General features: G+C 72.9%; 12 protein-coding genes. 10 read left to right on the top strand and 2 right to left on the bottom strand.

What is annotated here, in order from left to right; all coding sequences use genetic code 11:
• Window positions 1-310 precede the first annotated feature (310 nt).
• Together OP86_RS08960 and OP86_RS08955 are read left to right on the top strand one after the other, a co-directional pair.
• Window positions 311-1,408, top strand: a complete 1,098-nt coding sequence (locus OP86_RS08960) for a GAF domain-containing sensor histidine kinase (protein WP_234434960.1) — start codon at window positions 311-313, stop codon at window positions 1,406-1,408.
• Window positions 1,401-2,072 carry a response regulator gene (locus OP86_RS08955; protein ID WP_030059885.1) on the top strand — a complete coding sequence of 224 codons (672 nt, stop codon included), beginning with the start codon at window positions 1,401-1,403 and terminating at the stop codon, window positions 2,070-2,072. The genes OP86_RS08960 and OP86_RS08955 overlap by 8 nt, the downstream gene beginning before the upstream one ends.
• 156 nt (window positions 2,073-2,228) lie before the next feature.
• Here OP86_RS08955 and OP86_RS08950 read toward each other — a convergent pair whose 3' ends face one another.
• Window positions 2,229-3,032, bottom strand: a complete 804-nt coding sequence (locus OP86_RS08950; protein ID WP_030059884.1) for a hypothetical protein — start codon at window positions 3,030-3,032, stop codon at window positions 2,229-2,231.
• Window positions 3,033-3,182: 150 nt separating this feature from the next.
• Here OP86_RS08950 and OP86_RS08945 point away from each other — a divergent pair, with 150 nt between their 5' ends.
• From OP86_RS08945 to OP86_RS08915, 7 genes are all read left to right on the top strand, one after another.
• The gene (locus OP86_RS08945) at window positions 3,183-3,974 is read left to right on the top strand and encodes an ABC transporter ATP-binding protein (protein ID WP_030059883.1); all 792 of its coding nucleotides are present in this window, start codon (window positions 3,183-3,185) and stop codon (window positions 3,972-3,974) included.
• 120 nt (window positions 3,975-4,094) lie between these two features.
• Window positions 4,095-4,517 (top strand): NfeD family protein, encoded by a 423-nt coding sequence (locus OP86_RS08940; RefSeq protein ID WP_030059882.1) that lies wholly within the window; start codon window positions 4,095-4,097, stop codon window positions 4,515-4,517.
• A 10-nt stretch (window positions 4,518-4,527) separates the two neighbouring features.
• Window positions 4,528-5,577 (top strand): SPFH domain-containing protein, encoded by a 1,050-nt coding sequence (locus OP86_RS08935; protein WP_030059881.1) that lies wholly within the window; start codon window positions 4,528-4,530, stop codon window positions 5,575-5,577.
• Between the two features lie 238 nt (window positions 5,578-5,815).
• Window positions 5,816-6,574, top strand: a complete 759-nt coding sequence (locus OP86_RS08930; RefSeq protein WP_030059880.1) for a sulfite exporter TauE/SafE family protein — start codon at window positions 5,816-5,818, stop codon at window positions 6,572-6,574.
• A gap of 72 nt (window positions 6,575-6,646) precedes the next feature.
• Entirely contained in the window at window positions 6,647-6,826 is a 180-nt protein-coding gene (locus tag OP86_RS08925) for a DUF1272 domain-containing protein (RefSeq protein WP_030059879.1), read from the top strand.
• A 45-nt stretch (window positions 6,827-6,871) separates the two neighbouring features.
• Window positions 6,872-7,177: a 4a-hydroxytetrahydrobiopterin dehydratase gene (locus OP86_RS08920; protein ID WP_030059878.1), complete on the top strand. Its 306-nt coding sequence runs from the start codon at window positions 6,872-6,874 to the stop codon at window positions 7,175-7,177.
• A 139-nt stretch (window positions 7,178-7,316) separates the two neighbouring features.
• Entirely contained in the window at window positions 7,317-9,356 is a 2,040-nt protein-coding gene (locus tag OP86_RS08915; protein WP_030257913.1) for an outer membrane protein assembly factor BamB family protein, read from the top strand.
• A 121-nt stretch (window positions 9,357-9,477) separates the two neighbouring features.
• Here the strand turns inward: OP86_RS08915 and OP86_RS08910 are convergent, their stop codons facing one another.
• A complete protein-coding gene (locus OP86_RS08910; protein WP_030257910.1) occupies window positions 9,478-10,008 on the bottom strand; it encodes an HNH endonuclease in 531 nt (176 codons plus the stop codon).
• Window positions 10,009-10,301: 293 nt separating this feature from the next.
• Here OP86_RS08910 and tyrS point away from each other — a divergent pair, with 293 nt between their 5' ends.
• A complete protein-coding gene (gene tyrS / locus OP86_RS08905) occupies window positions 10,302-11,579 on the top strand; it encodes a tyrosine--tRNA ligase (protein ID WP_030059875.1) in 1,278 nt (425 codons plus the stop codon).
• The last annotated feature ends 425 nt before the right edge of the window (window positions 11,580-12,004 follow it).

The raw sequence follows: 12,004 nt of genomic DNA, 5'->3' as shown, positions 1-12,004 counted from the left end.
GTCGGCGCTCCGATGCCCCTGTCCCCCAGCCTTCGGCCGGGGGTACCCCCATCTCGGGGCCTCCTCGCTTCTCCCTTTCGGCACCGGCGCGCCCCTTCGGCTCGGGGCGGGCGGGCCCAGCGGACTAGGTCCCCGGACCTGCGGCCGGGGCGGCCGCAGGCGGACGCGACCGCCCCGGCCGCGGCGGTAGTTTGGCGGTATGTCCAGCACCATCGGAGACCACCGGGACCACCGGGCCCACCACGGCCCGTTGCCCGCCTGCGAGCCCTGCCTGTCCGGGATCGAGGCCGTCAGCCAGGCGCTCCTCGCCATGAGCCGGCACCTGGAGGTCCGCGAGGTGCTGCGCCGCATCACCGCCTCCGCCCGGGACCTGCTCGGCGCCGAGTACGCCGCCCTGGGCGTGCCCGACGACCACGGCGGCTTCGCCCAGTTCGTGGTCGACGGCATCACCGACGAGCAGTGGCGGGCGATCGGCCCGCTGCCCCGCCAGCACGGGGTGCTCGCCGCGATGCTCCACGAGACCGGACCCACCCGCCTCGCCGACGTCCGCAAGGCGCCGGCCTTCGGCGGCTGGCCCTCCGCCCACCCCGACATGGACGCCTTCCTCGGCATGCCCATCCTGGACACCGACGCGGCCGAGGACGAACCGCAGGTGATGGGCGTCATCTTCCTCGCCAACAAGCGCATCGGCGGCCTGTTCACCGACCACGACGAGGAACTGCTGCGGATCCTCGCCGCGCACGCCGCCCTCGCCCTGTCCAACGCCCGGCTGTACGAGCGCAGCCGGGAGCTCACCCTGGCCGGCGAGCGCGCCCGGATCGCCCACGACCTGCACGACGCCGTCTCGCAGAAGCTCTTCTCGCTGCGGCTGACCGCCAAGGCCGCCGCCAAGCTCGTCGACCGCGACCCGGCCCGGGCCCGGGCCGAACTCGCCGAGGTCGCCCGGCTGGCCGCCGAGGCCGCCGACGAACTGCGCGCCGTCGTGGTCGAACTGCGCCCGGCCGCGCTGGAGGAGGACGGGCTGAGCGCCACCCTCGCCTCCCAGGTGCAGGTCCTCGACCGGGCGCACACCGCCGACGTCGCCTTCGCCGCCGACGGCGTCCGCGCCCTGCCGCCCGCCCAGGAGGCCGCCCTGCTGCGCGTCGCCCAGGAGGCGCTGCACAACGCGCTGCGCCACTCCGGCGCCCGCCGGGTCACCGTCACCCTGGCCGGGACGCCCGCGCGCGGCGCCGTACTGCGGGTGCACGACGACGGGCACGGCTTCGACCCCGAATCCGTCCGCCGGGCCGGCCGCCACCTCGGCCTGGCCTCGATGCGCGACCGCGCGGCCGCCGTCGGCGGCACGCTCACCCTGGAGTCGGCCCCCGGCCGGGGGACGCTCGTCGAGATGGAGGTCCCCGGTGCCTGAGAGCACACCGTCGATCCGCGTCCTGCTGGTCGACGACCACCAGGTGGTCCGGCGCGGACTGCGCACCTTCCTGGAGGTCCAGGACGACATCGAGGTGGTCGGGGAGGCCGCCGACGGGGCGGAGGGCGTCGACCGGGCCCGCGAACTGGACCCCGACGTCGTCCTGATGGACCTCAAGATGCCCGGCGTCGACGGGATCGAGGCGCTGCGCACGCTCAAGGGGGAGGGCAGCCGGGCCCGGATCCTGATCGTCACCAGCTTCACCGAGCACCGCACGATGGTCCCCGCGCTGCGGGCCGGCGCCGCCGGGTACGTCTACAAGGACGTGGACCCGGAGGCCCTGGCCGGTGCGATCCGCTCGGTGCACGCCGGCCACGTGCTGCTCCAGCCGGAGCTGGCCGAGGCCCTGCTCTCCGAGGACGGCCCGCGCGCGCCGCAGGGCCGCGGCGGCACCCTCACCGAGCGCGAGCGCGAGGTGCTCGGCCACATCGCCGACGGCCGCTCCAACCGGGAGATCGCGCGCAGCCTGCACCTGTCGGAGAAGACGGTGAAGACCCACGTCTCCAACATCCTGATGAAGCTGGACCTCGCCGACCGCACCCAGGCCGCGCTCTGGGCCGTGCGCAACGGCGAGGCCCGGGAGGGCGCCGGCCCCCACGCCTGACGGATTGTCAGTGTCGTGTGCAAGGGTGGCCGCTGACGCCGCAGCACGCGGCGGCACGGCACATGACACCGGAGCGGGGAGGGGGCGCCGTGGGGAGTCGAGCAGTGGGTACGGGGGCGGTTTCCGGCCAGGTGTCGGAGCGGCTCCGGCGGGCCGTCAGTGCGACTCGCGCTCGTCCACCAGGGCGTTGTAGGCGGCCACCTGGGCCCGCCGGGCGGTGCGCCGCAGCGGCGCCAGGACGGACTGCCGCGCGGCCATCTCGGAGGCACTGACGGCCGCGCCGTGGCCGCCGGAGGCGATCGCCAGCAGGGCGGACACCTGGCGGGCCGACTCCAGGACCCGGACGGCCCGCGGCGGGTAACCCGGCGCGAGCAGCTCGGCGTGCCCGCGTCGGCGGTACGCCTCCAGGGCGCGCAGGGCCTCCGGCCCGGCGCCGGCCACGTCGAGCCGGGTGAGCAGGACGGTCGCCTCGCGCAGCCCGTCCGCCAGCTCGCGCTCGGCCTCGTGCAGCGACGGCACGTCCGCCGGCGGCGCGTCGACGACCTCGGAGCAGCGCCACAGCACGGTCGCCGAGCGGTCCCCGACCGGGCCGTACACCTCCACCTCCGGCACCAGCCCGAGCGGGACGCCCACCGCCAGGACGGCCTCGCCCGCGGCCATGGCGCGCTCGTTGAACGGCGCCGGACCGCTCAGCCCCAGCGGATGCCCGGCCGAGGGCAGCGCCAGGCGCAGGCCCTTCACCCCGAGCACCCGCAGCCGGCCCAGCGCCCAGGTCAGCCCGTGCTGCTCGCCCGGCTCGTCCCCGGGCAGCCCGGTCACCCGGTGGCTCTCATCGGCGCCCAGCACAGCCGTGGCCGCGTCGTCGGGTGCCACCAGGCCCGCCAGCAGGGCGTTGCCCCAGGCGGTCAGCCGCCCCGAACGGGGCTCTTCGTACGGATTGTCGGCAGGAGTCACGAGCATCCGGCCAGCCTACGGAATCGGCGGTCATCCGCGTGGCGTAGGTTTGCCCATGCGTGTGCGGCGCACCCACCCCGTGCCCACCGGCTGCCGGAGTAGGCTCGCCGCCCGCATCGACGGCCGAGATTGTTGTTTTTTGGGGAAGGCGTGGGCATGAGCGACGTGCTGGAGCTGGTGGACGTATCCGTGGTCCGGGAGGGGCGCGCGCTGGTCGACCAGGTCTCGTGGTCCATCTCCGAGGGTGAGCGCTGGGTCATCCTGGGCCCGAACGGCGCCGGCAAGACCACCCTGCTGCAGATCGCCTCCTCGTACCTGTTCCCGACCTCGGGCAAGGTCTCCGTGCTGGGCGAGAAGCTGGGCGAGGTCGACGTCTTCGAGCTGCGCTCCCGGATCGGCCTGGCCGGCGCCGCCATGTTCGACAAGCTGCCGGCCGAGCAGACCGTGCTGCAGACGGTGCTCACCGCCGCGTACGGCATGACGGTGAGCTGGCAGGAGACCTACGAGCAGTCGGACGAGGGCCGGGCCCTCGCGCTGCTCGACCGCCTCGGCATGGCCGGCCTCACCGGCCGCAAGTTCGGCACCCTCTCCGAGGGCGAGCGCAAGCGCACCCTGATCGCCCGCGCCCTGATGACCGACCCCGAGCTGCTGCTGCTCGACGAGCCCGCGGCCGGCCTGGACCTCGGCGGCCGCGAGGACCTGGTCCGCCGGCTCGGGGCGCTCGCCCAGGACGAGTTCGCCCCGGCCATGGCGATGGTCACCCACCACGTCGAGGAGATCGCGCCGGGCTTCACCCACGTCCTGATGATCCGCCAGGGCAAGGTGCTCACGGCCGGGCCGATCGACACCGAGCTGACCGCCCGCAACCTCTCCAAGTGCTTCGGCCTGCCGCTCACCCTGGAGCGCCACGGCGACCGCTGGTCGGCGCAGGGCCTGCCGCTCGGCTGAGGCCCCGTCCGCGAGCTTCTCGGGGAGGCCGTCGGAACCGGTCGCACGTGCGACCGGTTTCCGCCCCTCGACCTGCGGGAACTGTCCGCCTCGAAGGCCTTCGCTCCCTAGGATGGACACGTGGACAGCTGGATCTGGTGGCTCCTGGCCGCCGCAGGGCTCGGCATACCGCTGGTGCTGACCGCGATGCCGGAGTTCGCCATGTTCGCGGTGGGAGCGCTGGCCGCCGCGGGAGTGGCCGGGCTCGGCGGGGGAGTGGTCCTGGAGGCCGTGACCTTCCTGGTGGTCTCGGTCGCGTTGGTGGTCTTCGTCCGCCCGATCGCCTACCGGCAGCTGCAGAAGGGCCCGCAGATCAAGATGGGCATCGAGGCGCTGCAGGGCGCCACCGCGGTCGTCGCGGAAACCGTCGACGGGGAGGGCGGACGGATCAAGTTGAACGGCGAGATCTGGTCGGCCCGCGCGCTCCATCCGGACCAGGTGTACCGGCCCGGGCAGCAGGTCGACGTCGTCGAAATCCAGGGCGCGACCGCCCTGGTCGTCTAGGGGAGAGTCCGTGGAACCCGTCCTTATCGTCCTGGTCGTCCTGGTCGTGGTGGCCTTCATCGCGCTGATCAAGACGATCCAGGTCATCCCACAGGCCAGCGCGGCGATCGTGGAGCGCTTCGGCCGCTACACCCGGACGCTCAACGCAGGGCTGAACATCGTCGTCCCGTTCATCGACCGCGTCCGGAACCGGATCGACCTGCGCGAGCAGGTCGTGCCGTTCCCGCCGCAGCCGGTGATCACCCAGGACAACCTGGTCGTCAACATCGACACCGTCATCTACTACCAGGTCACCGACCCCCGGGCGGCCACCTACGAGGTCGCCAGCTACATCCAGGCGATCGAGCAGCTGACCGTCACCACGCTGCGCAACATCATCGGCTCGATGGACCTGGAGTCCACCCTGACCTCGCGCGAGGTCATCAACGCCGGCCTGCGCGGCGTCCTGGACGAGGCCACCGGCAAGTGGGGCATCCGGGTCAACCGCGTCGAGCTGAAGGCGATCGAGCCGCCGACCTCCATCCAGGACTCGATGGAGAAGCAGATGCGCGCCGACCGTGACAAGCGCGCCGCGATCCTCACCGCCGAGGGCCAGCGCCAGGCGCAGATCCTCAAGGCCGAGGGTGAGAAGCAGGCGGACGTGCTCAGGGCCGAGGGTGAGGCGCAGGCCGCGGTGCTGCGCGCCGACGGTGAGGCGGCCGCGATCCGGACGGTCTTCGAGGCCATCCACGACGGCGACGCCGACCAGAAGCTGCTCGCCTACCAGTACCTGCAGACCCTGCCCGAGCTGGCCAAGGGCGACTCCAACAAGCTGTGGATCATCCCCAGCGAGGTCGGCGACGCGCTCAAGGGCCTCGGCGGTGCCTTCACCGGCCTGGCCGGCAACGGCGGCGGGGCCAACGGCGGCGCGGTCGCGGCGCCCAGCGTCCCGAAGGGCGCCCCGGCCACCCAGGTGCCGATCGACCCGGCCGCCGGGCCGCGGCCGGTGGACACCGACAAGGGCGCCGCCCGTCCCCGGGTGGAACCGACCCGGGAGTACCCCAAGATCGACCCGGAGTGAGCGGAGCGACCGGAGTGACCCCGGAGTGACCGGAGTGAGTGGAGCGACCCGAGCGGGTGGCTGAGCGTGCTTCGCCGAGGGCCCGCCGCCGTACGTGTTCCGTACGGTGGCGGGCCCTCGGGCTTTCCGTCTGCGGCGCGGCCGTGTGGCGTACGTCCCGAATGGTGGGCGGGCCTGGTCCGGCGGTCCGGTGGTCCGGCATGATCGCCTCGGACAGGACCGAGAGGAGAGGTGACCCATGACGCTCTGGGAGGCGATCGCCGTCCTGGTGGCCGGAGTCGGCGCCGGGATGATCAACGTGATCGTCGGTTCCGGAACCCTGATCACCTTCCCGGTCCTGCTCGCCATCGGCCTCCCGCCGGTCACCGCCAACGTCTCCAACACCTTCGGCCTGGTGCCCGGTTCGCTCAGCGGCGTGATCGGCTACCGCCGCGAACTGGCCGACCAGGGCCGCCGGGTGCTGCGCCTGGGCACCGCCTCGCTGCTCGGCGGGCTGGTCGGCGCGCTGCTGCTGACCAAGCTGCCGAGCGGGGCCTTCGACGCGATCGTCCCGGTGCTGATCCTGCTCGCGCTCGTCCTGGTGGTGATCCAGCCCCGGGTGGCCAAGGCCGTCGCCGCCCGCCGCCGGCCCGGCGGCGACCCGGACGGCAGCCCGGTGCTGCTGGCCGGGGTGTTCCTCACCGGCATCTACGGCGGCTACTTCGGCGCGGCGCAGGGCGTCCTGCTGATGGCGCTGATGGGCATGCTGCTGCAGGAGGAGCTGCAGCGGATCAACGCGGTGAAGAACGCCCTGGCGCTGATCGTCAACGCCGTCGCGGCGCTGTTCTTCCTCTTCACCTCGACCGTGAACTGGGCGGCTGCCGGGCTGATCGCGGCGGGCTCGGTGGTCGGCGGGCTGCTCGGGGCCAAGGTCGGCCGCCGCCTTCCGCCGGCCGCGTTGCGCGGGGTGATCGTGGTGGTCGGCCTCGCGGCCGTCACCAAGCTGCTGGTGGGTTGAACGACCGTCGGATCATGACGTCGGATCATTGCGTCGGATCGTATGAATGCCTGAACGTCGAAGGAGTGTGCCGTGGCCCTGGAGATGCGTGAGACCTGCGAGCGCTGCGCGGTGTCGCTGACCGCCGAAGGCCCCGCCTCGATATGTTCCTTCGAGTGCACCTTCTGCCCGGACTGCACCGAGGCCATGGCCGGCAACTGCCCCAACTGCGGCGGCGAACTGGTGGCCCGTCCGCGTCGGAAGGCCGCCTGACACCTCCGGGGTGATCCGGACCGACGACGCACCAGGAGCACAGCGATGAGCAGCAGGGCACGGCTGAGCGAGGACGAGATCACGGCGGCGCTGGCGGCGCTGCCGCAGTGGACGCGGGAGGGCGACGCCATCGCCCGCAGCGCCGACGCCCCGGACTTCCCGGCGGCGATCCGGGTGGTCGTCGCCGTCGCCGAGCAGGCCGAGGCGCTCGACCACCACCCCGACATCGACATCCGCTGGCGCACCCTGCGCTTCGTGCTGTCCACCCACAGCGCGGGCGGCCTCACCGGCCTGGACGTCACCCTGGCCGCCCGCATCGACGAGGCCCTGAGCGCCGAGTCCGCGGCCTGACGCCGTGCCGTCCCGGTGCCCGGCCCGCGCCCGGCCGGGCACCGGGACGGTAGGCCGAGGGCCCGGGTCGTGCCTCCGGACGGGCGTGAGATGCTGACTGCCGCATCGGCAGGCAGGCGGCTCGGGAGGGACGGAACGGATGGCGCAGGAGCCCTTCGGAGACGCCCACTCCCCGCAGCAGTGGCACCCCCAGGGCCAGTCGGACTGGCAGGGCGGCGGCTCCTACGGGCAGCAGCCGCAGGAGCAGGTGCACTGGCAGCAGCAGACGGGGTACGGCTCGGCCGGGTACGGGCCGCAGCCGTCGTACGACCAGGCGGGCTACGGCCAGAGCGGCTATCAGACCGGCCATCAGACCGGCCATGACCAGAGCTCCTACGGGCAGACCGGGTACGTCGAGGGCGCATACGTCGAGGGCGGCTACGTCCAAGGGCAGTACGGCGGCCAGGAGCAGTACCAGCCGTACCCGGAATATGCGGAGCACCCGCAGCAGTTCCCGCAGTCCCCGCAGTACGTCGATCACGCGCAGCAGCAGTACGCGCCGTACGCCTCCCCGGAGCAGCCCGCCGGGGAGGGGCTGTACGTCCCGGCGGGGGCGGAGTACTCGGCGGACGGCTACGTGCACGTCGAGGAGGCCGAGCCGGAGCCCGCGCCGGCCGGCCCGGAGAAGACTTCGGAGAAGGCCTCGGGAAGGGCCTCGGGGAAGACCCCGGAGCGGGCCGCGGAGTCCGCGGCCGGGCCCGGCGCCGGGCGGTCCCGGAGCGCCGGGCGGCGGGGCGGTGACGGTGGGGCCGGTTCGGGCTCCGGCTCCGGCTCCGGCTCCTCCTTCTCGGCCAAGGCCCGGAAGGCCGCCGACGCGGTGCTGACCGGGGAGCACGTGCCCAGCCGGAAGGCCCTGCTGGTGCGGGCCGGCGCCGGGGTGGCCGCGCTCGGGGTGCTGGTGGCGGCCGGGCTGATGGTCGGTGCCGAGGGCGGCGGCAGCGCGGCGGCGAGCAGTGGCGGCGAGCCGGGGTTCGCGGTGGCGCACACCCGGGCGTGGTCCGCGCAGCCCGCCGCGACGGGGCAGCCCGCGGGTGACGACACACTGGTCGGCAGCTGGCTGCTCACGGACGCGGTGGTCCGGGCCGACGGCTCCGGGGTGCACGCCTACGACCGCGCCGGCGGCAAGCCGACCTGGTCGGTGGAGCCCCCGGCCGCCGGGGCCGTTCCGTGCGGGCTGTCGACGGGCGTGAACCAGGCGGGCCTGGGCGCGGTGCTGTTCCGGCCGCAGGCCGATCCGAAGAGTCCCTGCGCGCTGGTGGCGGCCGTGGACACCAAGACCGGCAAGACCGCGTGGACCAAGTCCGTCTCGGATGCCAAGGGCGCCTACTCGGCGCGGGTCGGCGTCACCGAGGACAAGGTGATCGCGATCGGCGACGACCGCGCGGTGGCCTGGGCCTCGGCGGACGGCAAGGACATCTGGCAGTACACCGGCCAGGGCAAGTTCTGCACCCTCTCCGGCGGGGTCAGCGGCAAGACCGTGCTGGTCGCCTCCTCCTGCGCCGACTCGACGCCCGCCGACCAGGCCGTCGCGCTGAACACCGCGGACGGCAAGGTCGGCTGGTGGCGGGGCCTGAACAACCAGCCGAAGACGGTGACCGTGCTCTCCGCGGAGCCGGCCGTGGTCCTCACCACCGGCGTCAAGCCGGAGAACGACCGGGTGTTCGCCTGGGGCGCCGCCGGTGACCCGGCCGCCGAGATCCCGGTGGTCACGGACGGCGGCCGGCTGGACGTCGCCCACGGTGCGTTCGCGGCGACCCCCGAGGTGTTCTTCGAGGGCCGCACGATGGTCACCACCCTCACGCCGGCCAACGGCGGCGGGCCGGTGGCCGCGGTCGGCTACGACCTGGACACCGGCAAGCAGCGCTGGAAGGCGCCGACCGCCGCCAAGGGCACCGTCCGGGCGGTCGGCATCGACGGCGGCTCGCTGGTGCTCGCCGCCGACGAACGCCGCGACCAGCCCGCCCGCCTCGGCCGGTTCCCGCTGATGGGCGGCCAGGAGGCGACCGGCGGCAACTTCCCGGCCGGCACCGGCTCGCTGCTGGTCTCCGGGCGGGTGCTGATCGGCGGCGGGCAGGTGGTCGTGGTGCCCGAGCACTCGGCCAACTACGGCACGGCGGCCGGGTACCAGGCGAAGGGCTGAGGCTGCCTCGTACGTGGGCACCCGGCCCTCGTACGTGGCTGCCCGGCCCTTATGCGTGGCTGCCCGGCCCTTATGCGTGACTGCGCGGCCCCGCGTGTGGCCACCCGGCCCTCGTGCATGACTACGCGGCCGGGGCGGGCACGCCCGGTACCGGCGGCAGCCAGTCGGAGAGCTCCCGCACCTCCGCGCTGCGCAGGCCGAGCGCCAGCATCAGACTGGCCTGCGGGGTCGGCACGAATGGCCGGCGCAGCAGCTGCATCCCGGCCTGCTCCGGTGTCCGGTCCGCCTTGCGCTGGTTGTCATCCGCGCACGCGGCCACGGTGTTCAGCCAACTGTCCGCGCCACCACGCGACTTGGGCTGTAGGTGGTCCACCGTGGTGGCCCGCCGCCCGCAGTACGCGCACAGGTGCTGGTCCCGGGCCAGGACACCCCGCCGAGACCACGGAGCCTGTTGTCGGAACGGCACCCGTACGTACCGTTGCAGTCTGATCACCCTCGGGACCGGAACGGCTACGCCCGTCCCCCGGATCGAGCGCAGCGGATGCGCCTGCTCCACCACCGCCTTGTCCTGGAGCACCAGGACGACGGCGCGCTGAAGCGACACCGTCGTCAGGGGCTCGTAGCTCGCGTTCAGAACCAGCGTGTTGCGCACTCGGCACACCCTTCCCACGGGCGTGCCACGGCGGCACGACCGTCTCCACACACGTCACTGCCGCCGCACGGCGGTGACACCACTCTGAATGGACCCACAGCCGACGAACAACGGAATTTCCGGTATCGCGGAGGCACCCGGGGGAGTGGGCCGGCGGGCCGGAGGGGGCGCCTCGGGGAAAACTCGCCGGTCGGAACCGCGTAGGCTCTGACAGGCTGGAGTCGTTCCGACCCGGGGCCCTACCGAACCGGGCCGCCGCCGGGCGGACGCCCGACAGAAGGAGAAGCGTGACCGTGACGGACATCGTCGACGAGCTGCAGTGGCGTGGGCTGATCGCCCTGTCCACTGACGAGGACGCACTGCGCAAGGCGTTCGCGGACGGCCCGGTCACGTTCTATTGCGGCTTCGACCCGACGGCCCCCAGCCTGCACCTCGGCAACCTCGTGCAGATCCTCACCATGCGCCGCATCCAGCATGCGGGGAACCTCCCGCTCGGCCTGGTCGGCGGCGCCACGGGCCTGATCGGCGACCCGAAGCCCACCGCCGAGCGCGTGCTCAACGACCCCGAGACGGTGGCCGGCTGGGTCGAGCGCCTGCGCGGGCAGATCTCCCGGTTCCTCGACTTCGAGGGCCCGTACGCGGCGCGCATGGTCAACAACCTGGACTGGACGTCCGGGATGTCGGCCATCAGCCTGCTGCGCGACGTGGGCAAGTACTTCCGGGTCAACAACATGATCGCCAAGGAGGCCGTCGCCCGGCGGCTCAACTCCGACGCGGGCATCAGCTACACCGAGTTCAGCTACCAGATCCTCCAGGGCATGGACTACCTGGAGCTGAACCGCCGCTACGGCTGCGCCCTGCAGACCGGCGGCAGCGACCAGTGGGGCAACCTGACCGCCGGCACGGACCTGATCCGCAAGGCCGACGGGAAGTCCGTCCACGCGCTGGCCACGCCGCTGATCGTCAAGGCCGACGGCACCAAGTTCGGCAAGACCGAGTCCGGCACGGTCTGGCTCGACCCCGAGCTGACCACCCCGTACGCGTTCTACCAGTTCTGGCTGAACGCGGACGACCGGGACGTCTCCAACTTCCTGCGGATCTTCAGCTTCCGCTCGAAGGAGGAGATCGAGGAGCTGGAGCGCGAGACCACCGAGCGCCCCGCCGCCCGCCTCGCCCAGCGCGCCCTCGCCGAGGAGCTCACCACCCTCGTCCACGGCGCCGAGCAGTACGAGCGCGCGGTCGCCGCGTCCAAGGCGCTGTTCGGCCAGGGCGACCTCGCCGACCTGGAGGCCCCGACCCTGGCCGCCGCCCTGGCCGAGGTCCCCAAGGCCGAGGTGCCCGAACTCCAGCCGGTGGTCGACCTGTTGGTCGCCGTCGGCCTGGCGCCGAGCCGCTCGGCCGCCCGCCGGACGATCAAGGAAGGCGGTGCCTACCTCAACAACGTCAAGGTGACGGACGAGGAGGCGGTGCCGACCGAGGCCGACCTGCTGCACGGCCGCTGGCTGGTGCTGCGACGCGGCAAGCGGAACCTCGCGGCAGCTGAGCTGGCGCCGGCGTCCGCGTCGGCGTGACCGAAATTCGACGCTGCTGACCTGCGGCTTCGACAGTCGAGGGCGGGATCCAGCCGGATCCCGCCCTCGACGTTTGACGATGTCGTCCAGGTGGCCTAGTGTTGAACGAGTCGCTGAAGCGGCCACCTCACTCAGCAGGACCCACCCTCACACTCTCGATGCCCATTCGTTTGGGTTCGTTGGCGTTTTCGTCAACCGGGTGTGAGCGTGAATTTCGAGTAACTCTCGGAATGCGCTAGCGTAGTGGTCGTCGCGGAAAGCGGCCCCGGCCAGTTCGGGAAATTCGGATGAATGAAGTTCCGGAAAACGGAGCGGAAATCGTCTGGTAAGCTGGGAACACGAAAGAACGAAGCCCGGAGGGTCCGCTGGAAGGCGGTCCGAAGGAAGCGTCCGTTCCTTGAGAACTCAACAGCGTGCCAAAAGTC

Source organism: Streptomyces novaecaesareae, assembly GCF_000716875.1.
GTDB classification, from domain to species: Bacteria; Actinomycetota; Actinomycetes; order Streptomycetales; family Streptomycetaceae; genus Kitasatospora; species Kitasatospora novaecaesareae.
Note: the sequence above shows the minus strand (reverse complement) of the source record. Positions and strands in the feature narration are given on the sequence as shown.